Here is a 25,074-nt window from a genome sequence, read left to right as displayed (position 1 = left end):
ACCACGTGTCGACCCTTTGGACGGTCCCCCGCATGGAACCCCTCACGGAATATCGCCTGGTCAGCGGGCCTGTCGTCTACGGCTTCCTCCGGCTGGTGCGGGTCTCCGAAGCCCGGCAGGAGGCGCTGATCGCCTCGCTCGCCGAGTACTGCCGCAGCCACGAACTGGAGCTGTCCGGCGTCTTCACCGAACGCGAAGCGAGTGCCGGCCCCGGCTCCGCGGCCTTTACCGGCCTGCTGGACGTGTTGGCCCTGCCGGATGTCTACGGCGTGCTCGCCCCGGCCGCGTCACACCTCGGCCCGAAGGCGATAGCTGCTGAACGCGGTCGGCGGATTAAGGCGGTCGGTTCCCGGCTGCTTCTGGTCCGCCGGGCCCACACCGCATGCCCGCCGGCCGCCTCCACCGCGGTGGCCCGCCGCCACAGCCCGGGAACCACAAGCCTCCTGGAGACAGAGTCATGAGGACAGCAATGATCGAGACGGTGCAGCGCTTCTTCGGGGCCCGCCCCGAATCCGTGGGACAGGCAAGGGAATTCGCCTCCGAGACCCTGGCCGTATGGGGCCTTTCGGAACGGATCGACGACATCCGCCTCTGCCGCGGTCTGGTTCTGGTGGCCGCGCTCGCCGACGAGTGGGGAGTGCAAGACCGCACACCGCTCGGAAAGATCGTTTGGTCCTGTTTCAAGACCGCAGGAGGGACGACCGCGTGAGCGCCCTCCTCACTCCGACAGGCCCCGAGCTGCGGCTACTGGTCTCGCTCGCCGCCTGGAGCGGGCCGGGCACCGGTCCGCACTTCCCAGGCGCCTCCCGCAGGCTGCGGCTGCCCAGCCGCCCCGACTGGGCGGCACTGGTCGCCCGCACTGGCACAGCCGTTCTCCTGCTCGGTCTGGAACCGCTGTCGCAGTCCGCCGGCGCCTCTCAGCTCGACACCTACCTGGATACCGCAAGCGGGGCCGACCGGCTGCTGTTCGGGCTTGTCCGCAGCTGCTGACTCCCTGGAACTCCCTGCACGGCCCCGGTTATACGGATGAGAGGCAACTGCCGTGGAAACATTCGAACGCGCCAAGCTGGACGCATACTTCGCCCGGATCGCCGTCCAGTTCGCCCCCGACGAGCAGACCTCGTCGTTCCTGATCACCCACCTCCTGGCCGAGCGCCCCGCGTTTGTCCGCGCCGTTGCCGCGATGACGCGGCTCACGGCGGTGCTGCCCAAGCCGAAGTCCGTCCACCCGGCTGCCCAGCGCGAGACCGAGCGGACCGTCGCCGTCGACCCCCTGACCCGCGAAATGTTCACCGACCCGGACTCCGCTCTGGACTACTTCGAATCCCGGGCCGCTGGAGAACCCGTCTCCCTCCTCGACGTCGGCGGCTACTTCGCCCCCACCCTCACCGACATCCACAGCCGCTTCACCGGCCGCCTGGTCGGTGTCGTCGAGGACACCGAGAACGGCCACCGCCGCTACGAAGTCTTCGACAAACTGCCCTGCCCCGTCATCTCGGTGGCACGCTCCCCACTCAAGGACCCCGAGGACTACCTCGTCGGCCAGTCCGTCGTGTTCTCCACCGAGGCCGTCATGCGCGGCCGCGGCGACATCCTCCACGGCCGCCCCGCCCTCGTGATCGGCTTCGGCAAGCTCGGCTCCTCCATCGCCCGGCTCCTGCACGCCAAGGGCGTACAGGTCACCGTCTTCGACATCGACCCAGTACGCCGCACCCAGGCCCTGTCCCAGGGGTTCACCGTCGCACGCGATCGCGAGACCGCGCTCATCGGCGCCGGCCTGGTGCTCTGCGCGACCGGCGCGGTCTCCCTGCGCGGCGACGACTTCTCTCACCTGCGCAACGGCGCCTACGTCGCCACCGTCACCTCCAGCGAGGACGAACTCGACCTTGCCGGCCTGTCGGACGTCTACACCCGCACGGTCGTCGGCGACCACGTCACCCGCTACCAGACCACCGACCATCACTTCTATCTGGCGAACGGCGGCAATGCCGTCAACTTCATCCACGGCGCGAGCGTTGGGCCGTTCATCTTCCTGATCCAGGCCGAGATCCTCGCCGCAATCAGGATGCTTACCCGCGGAGACCTCCGCCCTGGCATCCACGAGGTCCCCGCACCTGACCGCGAGGCCATCACGGCGACCTGGCTCTCCTACTTCAACAGGTGATCACCATGCCCATCACGGCCAACCACATCCGCACCACCATCACCACGTACCTCGACCAGCACCCCGAGGACAAGCGCAAAATCGACATCGTCCAGGGCCTCCTCGACGACGGCGACGACCTCACCAGCCGCAAGTCCCTGCCGGGACACGTCACAGCAGGCGCGATCCTCGTCGGCCGCGACGGCCGTGTCCTGCACATCCTCCACAACGCCACCGACAAATGGCTGCTGCCCGGCGGCCACATCGAGCCCTGCGACGACACCCTCCTGCAAGCCGCCGGCCGTGAACTCGCCGAAGAGACCGGCGGCTCGACGCTTCCTCCGGTGACGCTGGTCAGCGAGGGCGAGGTACTGGTCGCCGAGGCGACGCCGGAGGTGCTGCCCCCATCGGCAGTCCGGTGAGCCGGCCGTCGAAGAAGATCGGGGTCTTGTGGATGTGGGCATTGCAGTGCGCCGAGGGCGTCCCGTTCCGCGACGGGCGGGCGCCGCGTCGGCTGCGGAGCCGCCGGCCAACGAGTCGGCGATCCGTGCGGCCGCCTCCACCAATGACAGGCCCCGGAGTCGACTTGGCGCAGGTAGTCCGCGACCGGGCCGAGGGCGGGCAGCAGGGATCCCCCGGCGGCGGGTATGTCGATTCCCGCGCAGCGGTTCGGCCGCTCCCACCGGGATGGTCGAGGCGGGATGCGCGGACAGACCTCTGTCGGCCCCCTCGCCCCGGGCCCTGGAAGAGCCGCTCCTCCACGGTTCCGCCAAGGGGGACGGCAGTACCTGGGTGCCGCGGGCGAGCAGGACGGTGTCGGCTGCGGCGTGTTCGGTGCAGCTGGGAGGGGCGGTGAAGAACTCCGGCAAACTTACCACGAGGGTAAGATTGCGCCATGGGTACCCACACTGCGCCACCAGCTCCGCCCCTCGGTCTGCGCGAGGCGAAGAAGCAGGAGAGCCGTCAGCTCATCTCCGACGCCGCCACCCGCCTGTTCCTCGCCCAGGGCTTCGAGCAGACCACCATCGCCGAGATCGCCGCCGCCGCCAGGGTGGCGAAGAAGACGGTCACCAACTACTTCCCGCACAAGGAAGACCTGGCCCTGGACCGGCAGGACGCCTTCATCACCTCGCTGGCCGGTACGGTGTCCGGTCGCCGACCGGGTGAGTCGGCGCTGGCCGCCCTGCGCCGCGCCTTCACCGAAGCGCTCGCCGCCACCGACCCGGTCGCCGGGTTCTCCGGCCCCGGCTTCGCCCGCATGACCGCCGACAGCCCCACCCTGACGACCCGGCTGCGCGACCTGCACGACCTGCGCGAAGCCGCCCTGGCGGAGACCCTCGCCGAGGCCACCGGCGTACCCCGCGACGACATCACCGTGTGCACCGCCGCCGGACTGCTCGGCACGGTCCACCGCGTCCTCTTCGACCGCATCCAGCAGCTCACCCTCGCCGGACGGAGCACCGCACGGATCCGCACCGAGGTCGCGGCAGCCGCCGAGCACGCGTTCGACCTGCTGGAACCCTCCCTCGCCGACTACGCCACCGCCTGATCCGGCGGACTGCGTTGCGGGGCAGGCCTGTTGAGTCCTCCCCCTACGAACGGCCCGCGGCGGTTCACCGCCGCCCGGCCCCCTCCCGATGACCTCGCTACGATCGCCGGTCATGGACTGGGTCGAGCGTGCCGCGAAGCTGAGGCAATGGACCGGGAACGGGATACGGGCCCCGCACAAGCCTCTGCTGCTCCTGTACGCCCTCGGCCGGTTCCAGGAGGACGCCGACGGCGAGTTGCGGTACAGCGCGGTGGAGGAGGACCTGAAGCGGCTGCTGACCGAGTACGGGCCGGCCAACAGGACGACGCCTGCCTATCCCTTCCACCATCTGGTCAGCGACGGGGTGTGGGAAGTACGTACCGATCGCGGGCCCGGCAGCCCCGGCAGCGGGGTGCTGGAGCTACGGGCGACCGGCGCGACGGGCCGGTTGGCACCGGAGCTGCGCGCAGCCCTGCGACGTGAGCCGTCGCTGCTCGGCCGGATCGCCGGGGTGCTGCTCGATCAGCACTTCCCGCCATCGCTCCACGGCGAGCTGCGCGAGGCGGTGGGCCTGGAGCAGGTGCCGGTGGAGTCCGAACCGCTTCCGGCCGGACGGCGGCAACGGGACCGGCGGATGCGGGAGATGGTGCTGACCGCGTACGAGTACCAGTGCGCCTTCTGCGGTTACGACGGCAGGATCGGTGCGGTGCCGGTCGGGCTGGAGGCCGCGCACGTGCGCTGGTGGGCGTTCGACGGCCCGGACGACATCGACAACGGGCTGTGCCTGTGCGCACTGCACCACAAGCTGTTCGACAAGGGCGCCCTCGGCGTCGGCGAGGGCCACCGCATCCTGGTCTCGCAGAGGTTCGTCGGGCGGAGCCCGGCAGCCCGCGAGCACGTGACAGCACTGGCGGGCCGCCCGTTGATCGGCCCGCAGCCGGGCACGAACCCGGTCGCGGAGCGCCACCGGTCCTGGCACACCGAGCAGGTCTTCCACGGCACCCCGCGCCCTGCCTCCGGGACGTGATCGCCCGCCCCCGCGCACCCGCCCTCGGGCGGCGGTCGTTATCGGACAGGCTCGCCCGAATCGCGGCGGAAGCGGCCGGGGCCGACCCGTACGGAGAACACCGGTGATCCCGTACCCCGGGGTGCGATGAGCGCGTTCGCGGGGGAAGAACGGGGGCGCGGCCGCATGGCCGTCCACACATGCAGTCCCCGGTAGTCCTTCTCGGTTCCGGGACTTCCAGCCGTCGCTGAAAGCTCCGGGCCCGGAGGAGCTGCCGGGGGCCTGGCCAGAGCCGACGAGGGGGTCACTCGGCCGACGAACGTCTCCGTCGACGGTGCGGCTCGCTCTGGTTTTCTGGTGTATTGAAGATTCTCCTCCCAATTTCTCGTTGGTCAAGGGGTTTGGTACCTCTTTCTCATGTATGCCCGGATCCGGATCCGGCTCCGAGAGGGTGTGTGATCACCGTCACCCCGTTTCTTCGGGTCCGGTGTCGTCCGGATGCGGGGTGCCGGGCGTATGCCCGGTGAGACCGAGGAGATCCAGGAGTTGTTTGTTGACCGTCGAGGAGTTCGAAGAGTTCTACGCGCAGACGGCTGCCCGGCTGACCGGGCAGCTGTTTGTGATGCTCGGCGACCAGCACGAAGCGCAGGACGTGGTGCAGGAAGCTTTCGTCAAGGGCTGGAGCCGGCGGCGGCAGCTCGATCGTGACGGGCAGCCCGAGGCGTGGATCCGTACGGTCGCGTGGCGGCTGGCGGTGAGCCGGTGGCGGGTGCGGCGTCGTGCGGCGGATGCCTGGCAACGCAGTGGTGCCCCGCCACAGGTGGAGGCGCCCGGGCCGGAGTCGGTGGCTCTGGTGGAAGCGCTGCGGGAACTGCCGCCCAAGCAGCGGCGCACGCTGGCGCTGCACTACGTCTGCGATCTGACCGTCGAACAGATCGCCTCGGAGACCGGTCTGGCGGCCAGCACCGTCAAGACGCACCTGGCCCGGGGCCGGGCCACGCTCTCTCATCGTCTGCAAGATCCGCGTACCGAGGAGGGGCCCTGTGTCTGAAGCCCATGACCCGTTGAGGTCCCTGTTCAAGGAAGCCGCCGCCGCCGGGCAGTCCAGCGCGCGTTCCGCTCCGACCTCGTACATCACCGAGCGCGGGGAGCGAGCGCGCAGGCGCCGGATCGTCGCGCTGGCCGTCGGGGCCTGCCTGGTCTTCTCGGGTACGGGCGCGGCCGTGGCCTCGCTGGTGCCGGACGGTACGGGCACGACCGCCCCCGCCAACACGCCCTCGCCCGTTCCCTCGCCCCGGCTCTCCCCCTCGCCGACCTCGCCGGCCTCGCCGAGCTCCACGAGCTCCACGCCCTCCTCGCCGCAGACCAGTCTGCCGCCGACGAGAACCCCTTCCGGCAGCCTGTCGACATCGCCGGCGGCGCCCAGTCGGAGCGTCACCTTCCCGCCTCCCTGACCGCCCCGTCCTCCCGACCGACCGACCTGCCGCGCATTCCCGACCGGGCCATTCGGTGTGCGCTGAACCAACGCTGGAGATTGTGCTGTGAGCCTTTCCACCCCCCCACGGCCGCGGCCGCCGCACGAGCATCCGTCCCTTGGGGCCGAGGCCGCTCCCTGCGCGCCACACGACGCCCCGGCATCCGGCAGGAAGCCCTTCGCCCGGCTGCCGCTGCGGTTCGGGCCCGCCGACCGCGAGGTGCTCTGGCTCTACCTGCTGACCCGGGTGGGCATCTGGACCACCGCCTACTGCACCCGCTGGCTGTTCCCCGACGTGGAAGGGACGCATCATGCCGGTTCGTTCTTCTCGTCGTGGCAGCGGTGGGACTGGTGGCACTACCTGCACATAGCGCAGCAGGGCTACTTCCCGGGCCGGTCCGGTCCCTGGACGCCCGACTGGGACAACAGGGAGGCCTTCTTCCCCGGTTTCCCGTTCCTGCTGCGGGCCGTGCACACCGTCGTGCCGAGCTGGGCGGCCGCCGGTGCGCTGATATCCCTCGTCGCGGGCGGTGTCGCCGTGCTGGCCCTGGCCCGTATCGCCCGGCTGCACCTGCCGCAGGCCGCCGGGCAGCGCGCGGCCCTGTTCTTCCTGCTCTCCCCGTGTGCGGTCTTCCTGGCCGCCGGTTACACCGAGGCGCTCTTCCTCGCCCTGGCCCTGCCCGCCTGGCTGGCCGCCCAGCGCCTCAACTGGCCGCTGGCGGCCGTACTGACGTGCCTGGCCACCACCGTCCGGGTCAGCGGGCTCTTCCTCGCGGCGGCCCTCGCGGTGCACTTCCTGGTGACCGCGCGCACCCCCTCCCAGTGGCGCCGTCTGCCCTGGCTGGCGCTGCCCGCCCTGCCGCCGTTCCTCTACAGCTGGTACCTGCACGCGCACACCGCCGACTGGATGGCCTGGAAGCACGCCGAGGAGCGCGGCTGGTACCGCGACTTCCACGCCCCCTGGGAAGCGTGGAAGAACACCTGGCACGCCGCCTTCGGGCACTCCCAGGCCACCGGGTACGCCCTGATGTGCCAGGCCGAAATCCTCGCCATGCTGGTCGGCGTCGTCCTGTGCGGCCTGCTGCTCCGGCGGCGGCGCTGGGCGGAGGCCGCGTACATCGCGCTCAGCCTGTGGGCCCTGGGCACCTCGTACTGGTACACCTCCGTTCCCCGCGCGACCCTCCTGTGGTGGCCGCTGTGGACCGGTCTCGCCGCCTGGAGCCTGCGAAGTCCCCACGTCAAGACCGCGTACCTCGTCGTCGCCGCCCCGCTGATGACCGTCTTCGCCGTCACCTTCCTCTCCGGCCGCTGGGCCGGCTGACCGCGAGCGCCCCGGTCGGCTCCGGTTCTTCCAGAACCGGTAGTGGTGGTCCCGTGCGAAGTCCGCGCGCTGCCGGCTGTCCGAGGCCGGCGTCTGCACATATCCGTCCGCGCCGCGGAAGCGGGGCCAGTCCGTCCGGCCCGATGCGGCGAAGCCCACCCAGGTGCTGATCAGCTGGTCGCGGAACCCGGCCTGTCCGGCCTTCACGTCCTGGAACAGGGCCAGGTCGAACAGGGTCCAGGACCCACTCGGCGACCCGGCCTCCGTCCCCTCCGCCGCCGAAGTGCTCCAGGGGCTGCGCGGCCCGGCCGGCCTCGCGCGCTGATCCGGCGACGAGGCCTGCGGCCGGCCGCTGCTCACCCTCCCGCCCGGTCCGGGTGGCACCGGGGCCCGCGCGGGTGCTTGCTGGTCCCGGGGTGTGTCGGGCCGCCGACCGCCCCGGAGCCGGAGGAGGCGAACGACCGCTCATGAAGACGCGAGGTCAGGCTCTGCGCACACCGCGGGCCGCGGGAACAGCCGGGGTCGTCTTCGCGCTGCTGCTCGCCGCCGCCATCGTCATGATCCGGCTGGCGATCCCGTCCGAGCCGGGCAAGGGCACCGGTGAGTGGCTCACCGATCCCTCGCGCCGGCGCGAGGTGCGCACCGCGCTCGAACTCGTCCCGTTCGCGGGCATCTCCTTCCTGTGGTTCATGGGCGCCGTACGCGCACACATCGGGGACGCCGAGGACAAGTTCCTCGCGACCGTCTTCCTGGGCAGCGGACTGGTCTTCGTGGCGACCCTCTTCGGGGCCGCGGCGGCGGCCGGAAGCCTGCTGGCGACGGCCGACGCGGCCGGGGCCGAACCCGGGGGCCAACTCTGGCTGTTCGGCGGGCACTTCACGTACGGCCTGCTGACCACCTACTCGATGCGCATGGCCGCGGTCTTCATCTTCTCGACCTCCTCCATCGGGTACCGGCTCGGCGTACTGCCGCGCCCGCTGACGGTTCTGGGCGCCCTCGTCGGTTTGGCGCTGCTCTTCATGACGGGCAGCGTCGCCTGGTCCGAGCTGGCGTTCCCGCTGTGGGCCCTGGTCGTCGGCATCCACATCCTCGTACGCACCGCGGCGAACCCGTCGGGCAGCCGGTGACTCCATAACTCCATCGGATCGCCTGTGCTCGCGGATCCGGAACGGCCCTCGCACGCTGAGAGCCTGTCGGGTGACCACGGTCAACCTCATCACCAACGGGATGCTCACCCTGCTGCGCAACCCCGAGGTCCTCCACCGGCTGCGCGAGGACGCCCGGCTGGCCGTCCCGCTCGTCGAGGAACTCCTGCGCTTCGAGCCCCCCGTGCAACTGCCCCCGCAGCGCACCACCCTCGCGGACATCGACATCGCCGGCACCACCATCCCCAGGGGCGCCTCCCTCTGGCTCGTCCTGGCCTCCGGCAACAGGGACCCGAAAACTCGCCCTGACCGAACTCGCCCGCAGGCTCGACGGCCCGCGCCTGCTGGAGGACCCGCCCCCGTACCGGCAGAACGCCGTGCTGCGCGGACCCCGTCATCTGAACGTCGCCTTCGACGGACTCCGTTCCTGAAGCCGGTCGTCCGGAACACGATGGGTGGATCCCGACCCTGATGGGCAGACGCGGACCATGATGGGCGGATGCCGACGCACGAACCGGGCCGGCGCGACACCGGCCCCTCGCTGGAGCAGATCCTCGGCCTGATCGCCCCCGGGATGCTCGATGTCGTCGTGGCCCCGCGCGGTACCGCCGTGCCGGTGGCCGGTGTGGCGCTGCACGACCCCGGCGAGGAGCGGGACGACGGCACCTGGGCGGCGACCGGGCTGATCCTGCTCGCGGTCGGTGTGGAGGTCGCCTCGCCCGAGGCCGTCGATGTGCTGCGCGCCGCCGACCGGGCCGGGGCCGCCGCCGTGGTGATGCGGCGGGGCGGCCGGGGCCCGCGGGCGGCGCTGGTGGAGGCGGCGGGCCGGGGGCGTACGGCGCTGCTGGCCCGGCGGCCGGGGCAGGGCTGGACGGAGGTGCTCGGCGGCCTGCGGACCGCTCTGGCGCACAGCGCCCCGGCCGGGGCCGACGGGGCGGCCGGGGTGGCGGGGCTGCGGCTCGGTGATCTGTCCGGGCTGGCCAATACGGTGGCGGACCTGGTCGGCGGAGCCATCACCATCGAGGACCCGCAGTCGCGGGTCCTGGCCTACTCACGCCTGGACCACGAACCCGATCCGATGCGCCGGCTGACGATCCTGGGCCAGGAGGTCCCCCGCTGGCGGGTCGTCGAGCTCCGCGAGAGCGGCTTCTTCCGGACCCTGTGGAGCACCGACGGCGTGGTGCGGCTGCCCGCCGACGCCCGGTACGCCGAGCGGCTGGCCATCGCCGTGCGCCACGGGTCCGAGGTGCTCGGCTCCATCTGGGCCGCCGCCGACGGGCAACCGCTCGCCGAGGACGCGGCGGCCGCGCTGCGCACGGCGGCGCGGGCCGCGGTGCCGCATCTGTCCCACCACCAGACCTGGGGCCGGGCCGCGGCCCGGGCCCGGGAAGGAGCGGTGCACGCGCTTTTGAACGGGGACGTCCGGGCCGCCCACGAGGCCGGGGTCGCCACGGACCGGCCGTACGCGGTGGTGGTCGCGGAGGCGTACGACGTGCACGACGAGCAGGCCGTGTCCACCGCCACCGCCGGGCAGCGGGTGCTGGATGTGCTCGCGCTGCAGGCCGCCGCGTACCGGCCGGGGTGTGTGACCGCGCGGACCGGGCGGCGGCTGTACGTCCTGGTCCCGGCCGGGGACGGGGAGACCGGCCCGGCCCGCACCCTGCTGGCGACGGCGCGCTCGGTGCCGCGCAGCGTGGTCCTCGCGGGCGCCGGGCCGGTGGCGGCGGGTCTGTCGGGGCTGCCCGCCTCGCGAGAGACGGCGGAGCTGGTGGTGCGGGTGCTGCGGGAGCGGGCCGAGGGCCGGCCGGCCGGGGAGGTGGTGTCGGCGGTCGCGGCGTACGACGAGGTGGTCGCCGAGACGACGGTGCTCCGGCTGCTCGACCGGGTGGAGCCGTTGTGGGGTTCGCTGTCGGGACCGGTGCACGCGATGGTGGAGCACGACCGGGCGCACGGTTCGGCGTACGGCGATTCGGTCGCCGCCTACCTCGACGCCTCCTGCGACACGGGCACGGCCGCGCGGCGCCTCAATGTGCACCCCAACACCCTGCGGTACCGGCTGCGCCGGGCCCGGGAGCTGTTCGGCGTCGATCCGGCCGACCCCGCCGTGCGGCTGCTCGCGGAGGTCGGGCTGCGGCTCGCGGCCCGCCGGCCGCCGGGGAACGCTGCCCGTTGACCGCCCGGGAACGCTTCCCGTTGATCCTTCGGCTGTCCGGTACGGCAAAGGAATCGGGCGGGCGTCGTCGTGTCGGTCGAAGACGCGCCGTCCCCTGCGCGCCGAAGCTGTCCGTACATGGCGGCGTGGCAGACGAAGGGGTGTTGTGGTGGTTGGCATGACTTCAGACTCGGCGGCCCGGCAGCGCGGTGACCGCCGCACGGCGGCACTGGCGCGCGCCGTCGAGGACGGACTGCTCGGTCCGCACGCGCCCGTGATCGGACTCCTCGACGTGGACGGTGTGCTGGCGGCGGTGGAGGCGCTGCACAAGGCGTTCGGGGGACCCGCCCCGGTGCGGCACACGTTCGCCGCCAAGGCGTGCGGCCTGGTGCCGGTGCTGCGGCTGCTGGCGGACGCGGGGATGGGGTGCGAGGTCGCCTCGCCCGGGGAGCTGGAGCAGGCCCTTGCCGCCGGGTTCACGTACGACCGGCTGGTCTTCGACAGCCCCGCGAAGACGGTCCAGGAACTGGAGTTCGCGCTCGCCCACGGCATCGCGATCAACCTGGACAACTTCCAGGAGATGGCCCGGGTGGACCGCCTGCTGTCCGGCCGGGAAGCCTCCGGCCCCATCGGCCTCCGGGTGAACCCGCAGGTCGGGGCGGGCGCCATCGGCGCGATGAGCACCGCGACCGCGACCTCGAAGTTCGGCGTCGCGCTGCGTGACCCGGGGGCCGTCGACGCGGTGATCGAGGCCTTCGAGCGCCGGCCCTGGCTCAACCGGCTGCACGCGCACGTCGGTTCCCAGGGCTGCCCGCTGCCGCTCATCGCCGAGGGCATCCGCGCGGCGTACGAGCTGGCCGAGCGGATCAACACCCGGCTGGGCCGCGCCCGGATCACCGGGATCGACATCGGCGGCGGCCTGCCCGTCAACTTCGCCGACGAGGACGACCGTCCCACGTACGCCGACTACGTGGCCGAGCTCCGCGAAGCCGCGCCGGGTCTCTTCGACGGCCGCTACACCCTCGTCACCGAGTTCGGCCGCTCCCTGCTCGCCAAGAGCGGAACGATCGGCACGGTCGTCGAGTACACGAAGTCCGCCGGCGGGCGGCGGATCGCGGTCACGCACGCGGGGGCCCAGGTCGCCACCCGTACCGTGTTCATGCCCGGCTCCTGGCCGCTGCGCGTCGGGGTCTTCGACGCCTCCGGCCGTCCCAAGCAGGGCCCGGCCGAGATCGTCGACATCGCGGGCCCCTGCTGCTTCGCCGGGGACCTCACCGCGAGCGCGCGCGAACTCCCCGCCGTCGAACCCGGCGACGTGGTGGCGCTGTACGACACCGGGGCGTACTACTTCTCCTCGCACTTCTCGTACAACTCGCTGCCCCGGCCCGCGGTGTACGGCTACCGCACGGGCGCCGACGGGCAGGTTCGGTTCGCGCCGGTGCGCGAGGCGCAGAGCGTGCGCGGGGTGGTCGAGGAGAGCGGCCTCGCGCAGGCGGACAACCTGGTGGCGCTGCGTACGGAATGAGTTCTCGTCAGGGCCCCTCCCTCAGGGCCTTCGGCCGAAGAACTCGATCTCGGCGACGGCGAGCCGGCGGCCGGGGCCCGCTCCGTAGGTGGTGTCGGTCGTGAGCCGGGCCCTGACGATCTCCGATCCGCGCAGGTCGAAGGTCTGCTGGCCCGGCTGGTCCTTGACCCGCAGCTTCTTGGTGACGCTGGTTCCGTCGGCGGAGGTGAGCAGGACGGTGATCCTGGCCGGGCGGGCCTGGGTGAGGAACTCGTCCATCTTGGCCGACGTACCCGAGAAGACGACCAGCTTCAGCACCCGTACGGGCTGCTCGAAGTCGCACTCCAGGTACTGGCCCACCCCGGTGTCGGGCCCGGCGGCCGAGGGCGCCCAGTAGCGGTTGTTGAAGCCGTCGAACGCCGCACCCGCCGGATGCCCCGGAGCCCTGCTGGAGGCCCGGAACCGGGTGGGCGGCACCGCCTCCGGCGTCCCCGTCTCGTCCTTGGCGAAGCCGAACCAGCCGGACAGGTGCGGCAGGGCGAACCAGACCCCGCACGCCAGCACGATCAGCACGATCGGCAGTGCCAGACCGGGGCGGCGCCACAGCCGGCGCTTCGGCCGGGTGCCCGCGGTGGGCGCCCGACGCGGTCGCCGCCGGAAGATCCGGCGCCACCAGGGAGGCCGGACATCGGGCGGCGGGCCCGGGTCCAGGAGCAGCGCGCAGCGGATGCACAGGGTGCGGTCCGGGGCGTTCTCCGTACGGCAGTTGGGGCAGCGGATCGGCGGAACGGGCGGCGGGCCCGGGGGTGTGTTCGCCGGGCCGGGCGGTACGTCGGGCAGCGCCTCGGGCCCCGGCACCGGCTCGTCCGGATCGTCACCGGGGCGACGCGGGGCGGCGGGCGCGGGAACGGGCGGCCGGCGCTGGGGCTGGGGGGCCGGTTGGGGCTGAGGGGTGGGGTGCGGGCGGGGTGTCGGCTGCGGCGCGGGGGCCGAGGGTGCGGGGACGGGAGGTACGGGGGTGGCCGGAGGTGTCGGGGTGCCGTTCTGCGGCGCCTCCCACTCCAGGAACGCCTGGCACGACGTACAGAACTGCGTCCCCGGCGCGTTGTTCTGGCCGCACGTCTCGCAGATCACGAGACCTCCAGGTCGAAGCCCACATGCGCCGGGATCTCCGTACGGATCAGCTCCTCCAGCCGCACCCGGTCGACCTGGTACGGCTGCGCGGCCCGGACCCGGACCGTGACCCACGGCCGCGGGCCGCCCGGGAACTGGGTGTGCGGCGTCGTCGACCACGCCGTGCCGCCGCTCTCCACGACGTCCGGCTCGATCCCCGTCTCCAGGAACACCGCCTCCACGAGGCCGCGCCGGGTGCCTCGCCGGCTGTGCCGCTCGACCGCGCCGCGCACCGTCGCACGCCGCTGCTCGACCGGCTGGTCCGCGCGGGTGTCGACGGCCACCCACTGGGCCAGCCAGGCCAGGAAGTCCTCGGGCGCGCTGCGGGGGTCGAGGTGGGCGGGCAGATTGTCGATGGAGAGCAGGACCGGGGCGAGCACGTCGTCGAGCGCCGCGAGGAACCGGCGCAGGAAGTCCTGCTCCAGGTAGACCGCCGGGAGCTGTTCGATCAGCGGGTGCGGGGTCGGCAGGCCGGTCACGGCTGTGCGCATGGCGGTCAGGCCTCCCGTACCCGGAGCTGGTGCTCGTAGCTGAAGACCAGCGCGTGCCGGTCCAGCGCGATCTTGGTGGTGGGTTCGCCGCGCTGCCCGTTCACGGGGTCGGCGGGGAAGAGGCGCACGTCCTCCACCAGGTCCACGCCCGGCACCTGCTGCAGTACGGCGAACGCCTCGCCCGACTGGATCGGCCGGCCGAACGGCCAGCCGTCGCGGCCCGGTCCGCCGCTCAGCGGGTTGAAGTAGCTGTAGAGCGCGGTCAGCGCCTCCTCGCGCACCTGCTCCAGCACGACGCCCCGGCGGGCCTGGACCGTGGCGACCACGGTGACCCCCTGGTAGAAGGGCCGCTCGACCACCAACCGGGCCCCGATGGGCCTTCGTTCGTCCAGATGGCCCGCGATCAGGGCGAGGGTCTGCTGCGGCGGGATCAGCTCGTCGAACTGGATCCGGCCCTGCTCGTCGCTGCGCCCGGCCGGTACGACGAGCAGCCGCACCCCGCCCGCCTCGACGTCCGAGTCCCCGCCGGCCGGGATGCACTGGACCCGGGACGCGTCGGGTGCGACCTCCCGGGCGAGCAGTTCGTAGTCGTGCGGCACGACGGCCCGGCGCAGGGTCCGCAGTGTCATCGGACCGCGCACCCGGGCGTTCTCCACCGTCTCGCCGTCGACCCCGCCGAGCGCGGGCCGGCGGTTCTCCACCCGGGCCACGTACGGGATGGCGCTGCGCAGCACCCGGAGCGTGGAGGTGGCGACATTGCCGCGCAGCCCGCCGCCGGTGCGGTACGAGCGCACGCGTACGGTGGCGCCCTTCGGCGGCACCTTGCCGTAGTGGCGGATCGAGCCGTCGCGCTCCCGTACCGCCGGACCGAATTCGACCCGCCCCGAGTTGGGGTCGAGGGTGATGTGCCGGTCCTCGGGGCCGGAGTGCGCGAAGTCGTCGACCCGGGTCCACTCCGTGCCCTGCGGGCCTCCCTCCGAATCCGCGACCTCGACGACGAAGTCGCCGGGGACGACCGGCGGCCGGCTCACCGTGAAGATCTGGCCGGGTACGCCCTCGGCCGGGCCGAGCACCTCGTCGGTCACCGTCTCGGCGTGCACGGCGCCGACGGTCGCGCCGATCGTGAACGCGGTGATCCGGCGGACCACCGGGGGCGCCATGTAGGTGGGCTGCCCCGGGGCGGCCTCCACCAGACGGCAGCGCAGCCAGCCGCCGGTCCGGCGTACGACGACGGCGGGCGTGTGGCCCTGAGGCAGGTGCAGGATCAGCTCTCCGGACCGGTTGAAGCCGCCGGTGTCGTCCTTCTCGATCTCGCAGGCCTTCCAGGCGCTGCCGTCCCACGCCTCCCAGACCAGCGGCGGCCGCAGCGGGTCCACGCCGACGCCCTCGACCGAGCAGTCCAGCCGCAGCACGACGACTCCCGACGGGACGGCCGCGGACAGGCCCACGTAGAGGGCGTCGCCGAGCGCGGGCGTGGCGCCGAAGCAGGGCACGGACCGGCCGAGCGCGAGTTCCTCGGTACGGTCCAGGGCGTCGCCGGACGTCGGCCAGGTGGCGAGGTGGGCGAACTCGCAGGGAACTATGGACAGTTCCCCGACGGTGGTGAAGACCACCGCCTCCTCGGTCTCCGTGCGCACGGTCGCGACCTCCGTGCCTGCCCGCACCCGTACCGGCTCCGGCTGCGGCGCGGAGAGCCGGAACGTCACATCGGTGCGGGCGGCCGTGGGCTGGTGGAGCCGGACCCCGATCAGGTCGAGGAAGGTCAGATAGCTCTTCTCCGGGACCCGGTTCACCCGGTAGACGAGCTGGTCGACCATGGTCGCGAAGGCCTCGATGAGGGTCACGCCCGGGTCCGACACATTGTGGTCGGACCACTCGGGGCAGCGCTGCTGGACGAGCCGTTTCGCCTCGTCGACCAGGCCCTGGAAGCGGCGGTCGTCCAGATACGGGCTGGGCAGCGTCACGCGCCGTCCACCTCCTCGTGCTGCGGGATCACATAGAACGGAAAGACCAGGTTCCGGGGGTCGTTGGCGCCCCGGACGGTGTAGCCGATGTCGATGTACAGGACGCCGTTGTCCACCTCGTCGAACCGGACGACGACCTCGGTGACCTCGATCCGGGGCTCCCACCGGTCCAGCGCGAGGCGCACCTCGTACGCGAGCTGCCCGGCCGTACCGGCGTCCGCCGGGGCGAACACGTAGTCGTTGACGGCGCAGCCGAACTCGGGCCGCATCGGCCGCTCGCCCGGTGACGTCGCCAGGATCAGCCGGATCGACTCCTCCAGCTCGTGCTCCCCGCGCACCAGGGCGATGGAACCGGTGGCGTCGGTGCGCGGCGGGAAGGCCCAGCCCGCGCCGATGAACTCCTGACCCATGGACGCTCAGCCTCCGATCAGTACCGTCGGGCACCCGGACACGATGGGTGCGCCGCAGGCGGCCCGGTCCCCGACGCGTGCGGCGGGCTGCCCGCCGATCAGCACCGTGGTGCTGCCGGGCGGCGATATCGCGGACGGGGCGTGCACCGCGGGCGGCGGCATCGCGCACAGGTGCGGGGTGCCGACCGTGGCGGCGGGGAGCCCGCCGATCAGCACGGTCGGGACGCCGGGGGGCCCGACCGTGCCGGGGTGTCCGGTGGGGTCGCCGACCCGTGCGGCTGCCGCCGCGGCTGCTGACATGGAAGTCCGTTCCTCTCGATCGGCGCGTCCGCGCGGTCAGTTGATCCGCACCATGGGTGCGTTGATGGCCAGGGAGCCGCCGCCCTTGATGTCGGTGCGCTGCGTTCCGTTGACCGCTACCTGGGCGCCCCGGACGTCGACCGTGCCGCCGGTGGAGAGCTTGACCTCGCCGTTCCCGCCGTCGACGTTCACTCCGCTGCGGGACTTCAACGTGACGCTGTCGCCGCTGAGTTCGAGCGTTCCCTGCCCGCCGTCCAGCGCGACCCCGCGGGCCGCCTTGATGGACACCTGCTGCTTGGCCTCGATGTTCACGCTGCCGTCGCTGTTGATCACGATCACGGTGCCCCGGCGGTCCAGGTCGATCTTCAGCTTTCCGTCGCCGGTGAGCAGGCGTACGCCCTGCGGGCCGTTGGCGTCGTCCAGGATCTCCAGCTGGTTGCCGCTCTTGGAGGCGACCGAACGCCGGTTGACGGCCCCGCTGGTCGGGTCGACCAGCGAGCCTCCCGGGGCGGATTCCGGGGCGGGTCCCGAGGTGGGTTCCGAGGTGGACGGTGCGCCGGTCACGGCATCGGCCGCGCCTCCCGGCCCACCTCCGGCCGGGCCCCCGCCGCCTCCTCCGCCGCCACTGCCGCCACTGCTGCTGCCCTGGGACGGCCGGTCCTTCCCGTTGTACAGACCGGCGAGGACGTACGGGCGGTCCAGGTGCCCGTGCTCGAACCCCACCAGCACCTCGTCCCCGACCTCGGGGATGAACGCCTCTCCGCCGCTCGTCCCGCCCGACTGGGCCGTGCGCGCCCAGTCGCTCGCGTACTCGTCCGACAGCCAGGGGAACCGCACCTTGACCCGGCCCGAGCCCTCCGGGTCCTGGGTGTCGGTGACCGTCCCGCTGACCAGCCCCGCGCAGCGCGACCCGCCCCCGCCTCCCGCGCCGGACCCGCCGGAGCCCGGGCCCCCGCCGGTCAGCCCGAACAGCGAACGCTCCTGCTGGCCGGAGACGGTGAGCCAGGTCTCGTAACCGCGCACCGGGTCGAAGACATGCCGCGACGACGTGACCGTGTACCGCCCCTCGAACGGCGCCCCCACCGCGTTGAGCGCCACCGCGCTGCCGGCCCGCACCTCCGGGTTCCCCCGGATCACCGCCTCCAGCTCCGCGAACGACCCGGCGATCCGCTCGGCCAGGGCCTTCGCCGCCTGGTCCACCTGGGCCTGTGCCCCGTACGCCGCGTCCGTGACCACGAAGCGCGCCTCGCCGAACGGGGCGGACACCTCGGCCGCGCTCACCCCCAGCTCCAGGGTCGCCGACTTCCCGGCGGGCGCCCGCCCGACGAGCGGCTGCTTGGTCTTGACGTCCCAGCCGCGAACCTCGACCTCGGAGACCTGCTCGGCGGACGACACCCCGGCCCGGCAGCGCAGCAGGTTGCTGCCCATCTCCAGGACCAGCGGATTGCGGTCGGCGCGCGCCGAGCCGTCCGGTGCACCGCTCGCCTCCGCGGGCCGGGTGATGTGCAGCTGTCCGTCGAGCACGTACGCCTGGGCGCCCGCCTCCTCGGCCAGGTCGCGGACGAACTCCCAGTCGGTGACGTTGGGCTGGGCGATGTGTTCGAGCACCGGACCGGCCACGTCGACCTTGCCCGGCTTCAGTCCGGCGCGCTGGGCGACCTGGGCGCAGATGTCGGCGAGCGTCATGTTCTGGTAGCTGGCGACCCTGCGGCCGCGGAACAGCCGGTGCGACTCGTCGAGCCCGCGTACGACGGTGAAGGTGCCGGTCTCGTCGAGCTCCACCTCCAGGGCGGTGACCACGCCCTTCAGCAGCGGTTTCGGTGCCGAGTCGCCGCCCGCCCGGGCCAGCAGCCTGACCTCGCTGCCGATCTTCAGCCCGGTCTGGCCCAGCAGCACCCGGTCCGGGTCGCGGAAGCGCAGCAGGAACAGGTCGGGCAGCGTCCGGCTGTCGTCGACGTACCCCTCGACCAGGGTGTTCACGAACTTCGGCGGCAGCGGACTGCCGCCGAGCTCCACCACCAGCGCCGTCGCGACGCCCGGCTGCGCCATCAGGACCGCCCTCCGTCCCGGCCCTCTTCGAGCCGGCTCAGCTCGTCGAGCGCGGGGAGCAGCAGCTGCCGTCCGGGGGCCAGCCGCATCGGGTCGTCGATCCCGTTCGCCTCCGCGATCACCCGCCAGGCCGCCGGGTCGCCGTACTCGCGCTGGGCGAGCGAGGGCAGCGAGTCCCCGGCGCCCAGCCGGTGCACCCGGCGGGCCGCGAGGGCGCCCGAGGTCGGGTTCTGGCCCGGGGTGTCGCCGCTGATCTCCTCCATCGTCACCTGGCAGACGGCCCGGATCGGCACGCCCGACGTGGTGAACAGGGTGTATTTCGCCTGTACTTGACTGACGTAGCCGGGGAACCCGGTCAGCCCGCCCCAGTGGAAGACCACCCACGGCGGCGAGGAACGCTGCTGCTGCCGGGTCTCGTCGGTCGGCACGCAGCACGCGAAGAGCTGCTCCACGGAGGTCACCACCCGGGTGTCCTGGGTGTCGCTGGCGTCGAAGAACATCTCCACGGTGAGCTTGCTGGGCTGCGAGCCCTGGTACTCCGGCGGGCCGGAGCTCTTCGCACCCTTGGCCGGACTCCGCTTCCAGGAGGCCGCCTTGGTGAGGCTGAGCTCCTTGGGGTTGAACTGGAAGTCGATCCGCCCGCACGGGCCGCCTGGGGTGAGGCCGCCGCCGGTCGGCGGGGTCCGCAGTTCCAGGTAGGCGTGCTCCAGCTTGGGCCTGGCCGAACCTCCCTTGCCCGCCTTCGCGGCCGATGCCCCCGACGTACCGGCGGCACTGAAGGCGATGGGACCCGCACCGCTCACGACGCTCAGCCCTCCATCACATAGCCGTGATGGGCGATCTCGATCGTCTCCATCGCGACCTTGGGCGATTCGGGGGTGAAGGAGGGGCCGGTCCAGCGGACGGGCACGACTTCCAGCAGCCCCCACTGGGCCACCTTCTGCCCGTCCCCGGTCCGCGCCTCGATGTGCGCCGTCTTGCGGCTGAACCCGGTCGTCATGGTGGCGAACCAGCGCGCCACCTTCTCGGTCTCCTTGGTCAGCGGCCGGGACAGCTTGACGTTCGAGTACTTCAGGCGGGTCGGCAGCTGCCACAGATGCCCGTTGTTGCCGCCCTCCTCCCGGGTTTCGAGCACCACTTCACAGCCCAGCCCGTCGCATGTGTTGAACGATCCGAGCTCGATGTCGTCGATCGTGACGACGAAGCAGACACTGACGGCGGGATCGTTCTCCTGGGCGGTGGCCATGGCGCGTACCTCTCACTTCCCTTTGTTGTCACTGCCGTTCTCAGTGCCGGGTGTCGACCTCAGTGCCTGGTGTTGATGAGGAATCCCGCTCGTTCGCGTTCCAGCCGCAGATCCGCCTTGAAGAGCCTGCTGAGCGGTGGGTACAGGGCGCGTACCAGCTCGTCGGTGACGACGGGCGCACCTCCTGGGGCGGCGCCGTGCCCGGGAGCGCCGGGTGCGGCGTGGCCCTCGGTCGCGGGTCCGGGTTCCGGTCGGGGCTCCGCGTCGGGTTCGGGCGCGGCCTCCTGGGGCGGATCCGGTGGTGGTGGCTCCTCGGTCCCGGTCTCGCGCTGGACGACGGGCGGCGCGTACGGCGGGGGCGGCGACCCGAAGACGACACTGCCGTCGGCCATCCGCTGCGCCACCCCGGCGGCCACGGCGACCGAACCGGCCGAGGTGAAGGAGGGCCCGGACGCCGAGGGAGCATGGACGGCGGACGGTGCGGTACGGCTACCGGAACCCGGTAGTGAACGAGGCACCGGCGGCCCCCCGGCTGCCTGCCTCTGAAGGGCGTGAAGCGGCGGGGAGGGCGCACCGGTCCCCTGCCCCGGAGCCGTGACGGAACGTTGCAGCGCCGCCGGTACGGACGGTGTCGCCGCCATCGACGGCGCCCCCACCCCACCGGACGTCCAGCGCACCGGAACGGCATCGGCCAGGGACACCGGTTCTGTACCTGGCACCGGCATCGGCCCCGCACCGGCCGGCGGAGACGGCGCCACCCCGTCCACCGCGGAACGCTGTACGGCCCGCGGCCCGCCACCGCTCACGTTCTGCAGCGTCACGGGCCGGTCGGCGAGCAGCGGCGCGACCGGAGCGGTGCTCGGGGGCGGCGCCAGGGGAACCTGCGGCTCCACGGCGGGGGTCCGCTGCACCGCCGGCGCGGGGCCCGGCGGTGTGGAGTCCGGCGGCGTGGAGTCCGACGCGGCGGGGAGCAGGGGAGAGTCGCCGAGCAGCGGCGCGGTGGGCCCACCGGAGTCGGGCTCCGCCTCCGGGGTCACGGGCACCTGAGCGGCCTCGGAAACCTCACCGCCCCCACTGCCCCCACCGTCCGCCACGCTCCGGGCAACCGGAATCCCCCCGGCCTCCGCACCGGGACCTTCAACAGCGGCCTGCCGCTGAGCCGTCGGCGGCAGCGCGGACATGGGTGCGCCAAGACCGGGCGCGCGCCGGACCGAGCCGGGGGCGGGCGGCATCACCGAGCGTTGAACGGGCGGAGCCGGGGACGGGAGCGGGTTCGGGTTCGGCGCCGCGGGCCCGGGCTCGGGCTCGGGCGCAACCGATTCGGATGCCGTCACAAGGGGCTGCTCGCCCACCAGTTGGCGCACCGGCAACTCCGCCACGGCCGACTCCCCGGCCGACGTCATCGCGGGCGCATCACCCGGGACGGCGCGCTGCATGGGCACGGACAGGGGGGCGTACCGGGCCCCGACCGGCAGCTCCGCCGAACGCTCCACGGACCGCTGCACCGGCGACGGACGGTCCGCGGTGACCGGGGCGGCCGGGGTGGTGATCCCGTGCACCAGCCCGGTGGGCGCGTCCGGGCTGACCAGATGCCCCAGGGGTGTCCCGAGCGAAGCGTCCTGCCGGGTGGAGAGCGACCCCTGGAATCCGGAGGGGTCGATGACCAGGTCCTGAGTGCCCAGGGTCCGCTGGATGGGAGGCAGTTCGGACAGGTCGGCCCGTTCGCGCGGCGACGCCGGCTGAGCGGCGCCCGCACTGCCCGCCTCCGCGCCCGTACTCGTCTCCGTGCGCCCACCACCGCGCAGCCAGGACATCAGGCCCATGGATTTTCCCGCCCTCCCTGCGCTGTTCGCTACTGCCCGTTGAGGCGAGCGATCTGTGCGACGAACCTCAGTCGTTCCGGGTGCTCCAGGTCCAGCAGCTCATCGAGCGGCCAGTGGAAGTGATAGGCGAGGTACGCGACCTCCTCGTAGAGCAGGTCGGCCGCGTACGTCACGATTCCCCCAGGCGGCCACCGGCGAGATTCACCGCGAACTCCTCCTGGCAGGACGGACAGGTGACGGCGGCGCGGGTGTGTCCCTCGGCGTTGATCCGCCGGTAGAAGTCCTGGAGAAAAGCCAGGTCGGAGGCGAAGAGGTCCTCGATGATGCCGGGGTGGATGTCGTCGATCGTGCCGATCCGGGTGACGACCCGGGCGATGAGCACGACCGAGAGGTACGCGGAGTTCTCCCGCACCCGGTCGTCCCGCAGCGGCACGAGTTCGTCGCGCGCGGTCGCGAGCCGCATGACGCCCGTATGGTGCACGACACCCGCGTCGTCGACGTATCCGCGCGGCAGCTCGAAGGTGAACTCGGTACGGAGCGGCTCCCGTTGGCCGGACCGCCCGCTCCCGCCGGCCGGGAGGTGCGCGTCCGGCCGCTCAGGGGCCTGGGCCGGAGCCGTACGCCGCATCAGTCGAGTTCCATGCTCTCGTAGGTGATCGCGAGCTTCTCCGTCAGGACCGAGGTGTCACCGGCCTTGAGGGTGCCGATCTCCAGGGACTTCGGCCAGGCGTTGATGAGCTTGTAGCGCTTGATGGCGATGCCCTCGTGGTCGTACACGATCACCGCACCGTTGCGGCGGGCCGCGGTCATCCGGCCGAACCGGGAGTCCTTGATCCAACGTTCGAAGCTGTTGTCCTCGGTGAGACCGCGGGTCACGGTCACCTCACCGGCCTTCGGCCTGCCCGGGAGCTTCTTGATGGCGTAGCGGCCGTCGGCGGTGTTCTGCTTCAGCTCGATGACGTCCTGCTCCATCTTCAGACCGCTGACCTCGGTGATCTGCTTGATGACGACGCTGTCGAATTCGAGGCCGAAGGAGGCCCCGACGGTGCTGTCGAGATCGGGAAGTGGCACAACAGGCTCCTTTACCGCTTTTACCGCTTGGTGGACCTCAGGACGGCCGCGCTGCTACGGCCCGGCGCCCGGCGGCGCTACTCGTCGACGCCGCCGGTGCCCCCGGTCAGCTGGGAGAGGCGGAAGACGACGAACTCGGCCGGCCTGACCGGTGCCACCCCGATCTCGCAGATGACCTGACCCGCTTCGATGCTCTCCGGCGGGTTGGTCTCGCGGTCGCACTTGACGTAGAACGCCTCTTCCGGGGTGAGCCCGAACAGCGCCCCTTTGCGCCACTCGTTGACCAGGAACGCCGATACGGTGCGCCGGATACGGGCCCACAGGGCGTCGTCGTTCGGCTCGAAGACGACCCACTGCGTACCGGCGAGGATCGACTCCTCCAGGTAGTTGAAGAGGCGCCGGACGTTCAGATAGCGCCAGGCGGGGTCGGAGGCCAGCGTGCGCGCGCCCCAGACCCGGATGCCACGCCCGGGGAAGGACCGGATGCAGTTCAGCCCGATCGGGTTGAGCAGATCGTGTTCGCCCTTGGTCAGCTGGGTCTGGAGGGCGACCGCCCCGCGCACGACCTCGTTGGCCGGGGCCTTGTGCACACCGCGCGACTCGTCGTTGCGCGCCCAGACCCCGGCGATGTGGCCGCTCGGCGGGACGAGCCGGGCGCGCCCGGACGAGGGGTCGGCGACCCGGATCCAGGGGTAGTAGAGCGTGGCGTACTTGGAGTCGAAGTTGGCGCGGCCGGTGCGCCAGGCGCGGATCTGCTGCGGGCTCAGTCCGGGCGGCGGGTCGAGAATGGCGACGCGGTCCCCCATCAGCTCGCAGTGGCTGATCAGCCCCTGCTGCACGGCGATCACCGACTCCAGGTCCAGCAGGCCGCGTTCGTACGCACTCATCAGGTCCGGTACGGCGATGGTCGTGACCTCTTCGACCGCTTCGAGCCCACCGAGACCGGTCCGTCGGTCGGGGTCGCCGACGTACAGCTCGGGGGTCAGCGCCCCGGCCTCGGGCGATGCGGGCGCGGCGGGGGCCAGGGTCACGCTCTGCGGCTCGGGCCTGGCCGGGGCGGCGCCGCGGGCCGTCTCGCGTATCTCGATGAGCTCCGACTTCGCGTTGACCCGGGTGGCGACATTCTCCTTGCTGCGCTTGGTCGTGACGCCCGGGTACGTCTCCGCGACCTGCCCGTCCCGCTTCACGATCAGCTGGAAGACGTCGGAGGGCGGATCGTCCCCCTCCACCTCGGTCACCTCGACGGTGACCTCTCCCGTCACACCGGGGCGGGGCTTCACCGCGTACGGCCCGAGCTGCGTCTCCGACCCCGCGGGCAGCTGCCCGGCGCTCCGTTCGTCGTCCCCTTCGGCCGGCGGTTCGGTGCCGTCACCGATGCGCACCACGTAGCAGACGCCGCCGCCGTTGGAGAAGAACCCGTACACGGCCGACGCCAGATACGTACCGTCGACGAAGTCACCGAACGTGCCAGCGAACTGGCTCCAGTTGGTGATCAGCGTCGGCTCGTCGATCGGGCCCTTCTGGGCGAAGCCGACGAAGGCGGCGACCGAGGTGCCCACCCCTTCGATCGGCCGGGACCCGGACTCGATCTCTTCGACGTAGACGCCCGGGGACAGGTACGACGGCATGTGAGTCTCTCCTTGGCCGGGGAACGCCCGCAATTCTTGCGAGAGCGGCGATCACCGGGAACGGACACTCGGCCGCCCACCCGTGCACCGGCCGCTGCCCGATCAGGCAATGCCCCCGCGCCGTGCGTACCGCCGGGCACTGCCCCCGACCGTGGTGCTCCTGCGCTGTGTGTCGCGCGGGCCCCGCGCACACCCTGGGACGCCGACAGGGACATGTGCGGCCGGGAGGGCGGATGAGGGCGGTTCCGGAGAAGGACCCCGCCTCTGGCCGTACCGGCGACGCTTCCTCTCGTACAGGTGGCCCGCGTACGGACGTCTCCCGTACGACGACCGCACCGGCGCGCCCACCGGGCGATCGCCCAGCCCCCGCCCCCCGCAACCTGCAACACCTGCAACGCGCGGCGGGCAACAGGGCCGTCTCCCGCCTGGTCGCCCAGCGCTACACGGCCCCGGTGAAGCCGTCCCCGGCCCAGGCCCCCGGCTTCCGCAAGGTCAAGTCCGATGTGGCCGCGAAGAAACTCCGCCTGGCCCACCACGCGCCCGCTGCCACGGAGTCGAAGTCGGCGCAGGACGCGGCGGTGGCGCCCCCGGATGACAAGGAGGCGCAGGGCAAGGCGGCCAACGCGGAGAAGATGAACGCCGCGAA

General features: G+C 72.4%; 26 protein-coding genes and 2 pseudogenes. 15 read left to right on the top strand and 13 right to left on the bottom strand.

Translation table 11 applies throughout. The annotated features are described in order from the left end of the window. Positions 1-32: 32 nt before the first annotated feature. The 14 genes and pseudogenes from BT364_RS31010 (at position 33) to BT364_RS30945 (ending at position 12,294) form a co-directional block, all read left to right on the top strand. The gene (locus BT364_RS31010) at positions 33-461 is read left to right on the top strand and encodes a hypothetical protein (RefSeq protein ID WP_072488560.1); all 429 of its coding nucleotides are present in this window, start codon (positions 33-35) and stop codon (positions 459-461) included. Further along, positions 458-709 (top strand): hypothetical protein, encoded by a 252-nt coding sequence (locus BT364_RS31005; protein ID WP_371268668.1) that lies wholly within the window; start codon positions 458-460, stop codon positions 707-709. Before BT364_RS31010 ends, BT364_RS31005 begins: the two co-directional genes overlap by 4 nt. Then, a complete protein-coding gene (locus BT364_RS31000) occupies positions 706-990 on the top strand; it encodes a hypothetical protein (protein WP_256260294.1) in 285 nt (94 codons plus the stop codon). Before BT364_RS31005 ends, BT364_RS31000 begins: the two co-directional genes overlap by 4 nt. Before the next feature lie 52 nt (positions 991-1,042). Next, positions 1,043-2,164 carry an adenosylhomocysteinase gene (locus tag BT364_RS30995; protein WP_072488557.1) on the top strand — a complete coding sequence of 374 codons (1,122 nt, stop codon included), beginning with the start codon at positions 1,043-1,045 and terminating at the stop codon, positions 2,162-2,164. A gap of 5 nt (positions 2,165-2,169) precedes the next feature. Further along, a complete protein-coding gene (locus tag BT364_RS30990; protein WP_256260293.1) occupies positions 2,170-2,565 on the top strand; it encodes an NUDIX domain-containing protein in 396 nt (131 codons plus the stop codon). Between the two features lie 473 nt (positions 2,566-3,038). Continuing rightward, positions 3,039-3,692, top strand: a complete 654-nt coding sequence (locus BT364_RS30985) for a TetR/AcrR family transcriptional regulator (RefSeq protein ID WP_072488556.1) — start codon at positions 3,039-3,041, stop codon at positions 3,690-3,692. A 112-nt stretch (positions 3,693-3,804) separates the two neighbouring features. Beyond that, on the top strand, positions 3,805-4,698 hold the full coding sequence (locus BT364_RS30980; protein ID WP_072488555.1) for a phosphorothioated DNA-binding restriction endonuclease: 894 nt from the start codon (positions 3,805-3,807) through the stop codon (positions 4,696-4,698). Positions 4,699-5,230: 532 nt separating this feature from the next. After that, a complete protein-coding gene (locus BT364_RS30975) occupies positions 5,231-5,728 on the top strand; it encodes a SigE family RNA polymerase sigma factor (protein WP_072488554.1) in 498 nt (165 codons plus the stop codon). Beyond that, a complete protein-coding gene (locus BT364_RS30970; RefSeq protein WP_072488553.1) occupies positions 5,721-6,131 on the top strand; it encodes a hypothetical protein in 411 nt (136 codons plus the stop codon). The genes BT364_RS30975 and BT364_RS30970 overlap by 8 nt, the downstream gene beginning before the upstream one ends. An 87-nt stretch (positions 6,132-6,218) precedes the next feature. After that, positions 6,219-7,472, top strand: a complete 1,254-nt coding sequence (locus BT364_RS30965) for a mannosyltransferase family protein (protein ID WP_079179701.1) — start codon at positions 6,219-6,221, stop codon at positions 7,470-7,472. Positions 7,473-7,939: 467 nt separating this feature from the next. Then, entirely contained in the window at positions 7,940-8,599 is a 660-nt protein-coding gene (locus tag BT364_RS30960) for a hypothetical protein (RefSeq protein WP_072488552.1), read from the top strand. Between the two features lie 73 nt (positions 8,600-8,672). Further along, positions 8,673-9,048: pseudogene (locus tag BT364_RS30955) on the top strand (cytochrome P450); the annotation flags it as partial. Between the two features lie 68 nt (positions 9,049-9,116). Continuing rightward, entirely contained in the window at positions 9,117-10,790 is a 1,674-nt protein-coding gene (locus BT364_RS30950; RefSeq protein ID WP_072488550.1) for a PucR family transcriptional regulator, read from the top strand. Between the two features lie 157 nt (positions 10,791-10,947). After that, entirely contained in the window at positions 10,948-12,294 is a 1,347-nt protein-coding gene (locus BT364_RS30945) for a type III PLP-dependent enzyme domain-containing protein (protein WP_072488549.1), read from the top strand. A 21-nt stretch (positions 12,295-12,315) separates the two neighbouring features. Here BT364_RS30945 and BT364_RS43460 read toward each other — a convergent pair whose 3' ends face one another. From BT364_RS43460 to BT364_RS30885, 13 genes are all read right to left on the bottom strand, one after another. Then, positions 12,316-13,407, bottom strand: a complete 1,092-nt coding sequence (locus tag BT364_RS43460) for a discoidin domain-containing protein (protein WP_256260292.1) — start codon at positions 13,405-13,407, stop codon at positions 12,316-12,318. After that, a complete protein-coding gene (locus BT364_RS30935; protein ID WP_072488548.1) occupies positions 13,404-13,937 on the bottom strand; it encodes a phage tail protein in 534 nt (177 codons plus the stop codon). The genes BT364_RS43460 and BT364_RS30935 overlap by 4 nt, the downstream gene beginning before the upstream one ends. A 5-nt stretch (positions 13,938-13,942) precedes the next feature. Continuing rightward, on the bottom strand, positions 13,943-15,901 hold the full coding sequence (locus tag BT364_RS30930; protein ID WP_072488547.1) for a putative baseplate assembly protein: 1,959 nt from the start codon (positions 15,899-15,901) through the stop codon (positions 13,943-13,945). Further along, on the bottom strand, positions 15,898-16,311 hold the full coding sequence (locus BT364_RS30925; RefSeq protein WP_072488546.1) for a GPW/gp25 family protein: 414 nt from the start codon (positions 16,309-16,311) through the stop codon (positions 15,898-15,900). Before BT364_RS30925 ends, BT364_RS30930 begins: the two co-directional genes overlap by 4 nt. Before the next feature lie 6 nt (positions 16,312-16,317). Further along, a complete protein-coding gene (locus BT364_RS30920; protein WP_072488545.1) occupies positions 16,318-16,611 on the bottom strand; it encodes a PAAR domain-containing protein in 294 nt (97 codons plus the stop codon). Positions 16,612-16,647: 36 nt separating this feature from the next. Further along, the gene (locus BT364_RS30915; protein WP_072488544.1) at positions 16,648-18,660 is read right to left on the bottom strand and encodes a VgrG-related protein; all 2,013 of its coding nucleotides are present in this window, start codon (positions 18,658-18,660) and stop codon (positions 16,648-16,650) included. Continuing rightward, complete coding sequence (locus BT364_RS30910) at positions 18,660-19,463, bottom strand: CIS tube protein (protein WP_072488543.1); 804 nt, start codon at positions 19,461-19,463, stop codon at positions 18,660-18,662. The genes BT364_RS30915 and BT364_RS30910 overlap by 1 nt, the downstream gene beginning before the upstream one ends. Before the next feature lie 5 nt (positions 19,464-19,468). Then, entirely contained in the window at positions 19,469-19,906 is a 438-nt protein-coding gene (locus BT364_RS30905) for a phage tail protein (RefSeq protein WP_072488542.1), read from the bottom strand. A gap of 59 nt (positions 19,907-19,965) precedes the next feature. Next, positions 19,966-21,729 (bottom strand): hypothetical protein, encoded by a 1,764-nt coding sequence (locus tag BT364_RS41855; RefSeq protein WP_072488541.1) that lies wholly within the window; start codon positions 21,727-21,729, stop codon positions 19,966-19,968. Between the two features lie 29 nt (positions 21,730-21,758). Further along, positions 21,759-21,902 (bottom strand): DUF6760 family protein, encoded by a 144-nt coding sequence (locus BT364_RS41850; RefSeq protein WP_093896703.1) that lies wholly within the window; start codon positions 21,900-21,902, stop codon positions 21,759-21,761. Beyond that, entirely contained in the window at positions 21,899-22,357 is a 459-nt protein-coding gene (locus BT364_RS30895; protein ID WP_072488540.1) for a hypothetical protein, read from the bottom strand. Before BT364_RS30895 ends, BT364_RS41850 begins: the two co-directional genes overlap by 4 nt. Beyond that, positions 22,357-22,800, bottom strand: a complete 444-nt coding sequence (locus BT364_RS30890) for a phage tail protein (RefSeq protein ID WP_072488539.1) — start codon at positions 22,798-22,800, stop codon at positions 22,357-22,359. The genes BT364_RS30895 and BT364_RS30890 overlap by 1 nt, the downstream gene beginning before the upstream one ends. Before the next feature lie 77 nt (positions 22,801-22,877). Then, positions 22,878-24,428, bottom strand: coding sequence for a phage tail sheath family protein (locus tag BT364_RS30885; RefSeq protein WP_072488538.1), 1,551 nt, complete (start codon positions 24,426-24,428; stop codon positions 22,878-22,880). Between the two features lie 233 nt (positions 24,429-24,661). On the opposite strand from BT364_RS30885, the pseudogene BT364_RS41845 reads away from it, so the two are divergent. Continuing rightward, positions 24,662-25,074, top strand: a pseudogene (locus tag BT364_RS41845) (hypothetical protein); the annotation flags it as partial.

This window comes from Streptomyces atratus, assembly GCF_900119365.1.
GTDB classification, from domain to species: Bacteria; Actinomycetota; Actinomycetes; order Streptomycetales; family Streptomycetaceae; genus Streptomyces; species Streptomyces atratus_B.
This window is presented reverse-complemented; position numbering and strand designations above follow the sequence as displayed.

Coding starts and splice junctions, on each gene's coding strand:
- BT364_RS31010 (WP_072488560.1), top strand. CDS start 33: ATGGAACCCCTCACGGAATATCGCCTGGTCAGCGGGCCTGTCGTCTAC.
- BT364_RS31005 (WP_371268668.1), top strand. CDS start 458: ATGAGGACAGCAATGATCGAGACGGTGCAGCGCTTCTTCGGGGCCCGC.
- BT364_RS30990 (WP_256260293.1), top strand. CDS start 2,170: ATGCCCATCACGGCCAACCACATCCGCACCACCATCACCACGTACCTC.
- BT364_RS30985 (WP_072488556.1), top strand. CDS start 3,039: ATGGGTACCCACACTGCGCCACCAGCTCCGCCCCTCGGTCTGCGCGAG.
- BT364_RS30980 (WP_072488555.1), top strand. CDS start 3,805: ATGGACTGGGTCGAGCGTGCCGCGAAGCTGAGGCAATGGACCGGGAAC.
- BT364_RS30960 (WP_072488552.1), top strand. CDS start 7,940: ATGAAGACGCGAGGTCAGGCTCTGCGCACACCGCGGGCCGCGGGAACA.
- BT364_RS30950 (WP_072488550.1), top strand. CDS start 9,117: ATGCCGACGCACGAACCGGGCCGGCGCGACACCGGCCCCTCGCTGGAG.
- BT364_RS30945 (WP_072488549.1), top strand. CDS start 10,948: ATGACTTCAGACTCGGCGGCCCGGCAGCGCGGTGACCGCCGCACGGCG.
- BT364_RS30935 (WP_072488548.1), bottom strand. CDS start 13,937: ATGCGCACAGCCGTGACCGGCCTGCCGACCCCGCACCCGCTGATCGAA.
- BT364_RS30925 (WP_072488546.1), bottom strand. CDS start 16,311: ATGGGTCAGGAGTTCATCGGCGCGGGCTGGGCCTTCCCGCCGCGCACC.
- BT364_RS30920 (WP_072488545.1), bottom strand. CDS start 16,611: ATGTCAGCAGCCGCGGCGGCAGCCGCACGGGTCGGCGACCCCACCGGA.
- BT364_RS30915 (WP_072488544.1), bottom strand. CDS start 18,660: ATGGCGCAGCCGGGCGTCGCGACGGCGCTGGTGGTGGAGCTCGGCGGC.
- BT364_RS30905 (WP_072488542.1), bottom strand. CDS start 19,906: ATGGCCACCGCCCAGGAGAACGATCCCGCCGTCAGTGTCTGCTTCGTC.
- BT364_RS41855 (WP_072488541.1), bottom strand. CDS start 21,729: ATGGGCCTGATGTCCTGGCTGCGCGGTGGTGGGCGCACGGAGACGAGT.
- BT364_RS30895 (WP_072488540.1), bottom strand. CDS start 22,357: ATGCGGCGTACGGCTCCGGCCCAGGCCCCTGAGCGGCCGGACGCGCAC.
- BT364_RS30885 (WP_072488538.1), bottom strand. CDS start 24,428: ATGCCGTCGTACCTGTCCCCGGGCGTCTACGTCGAAGAGATCGAGTCC.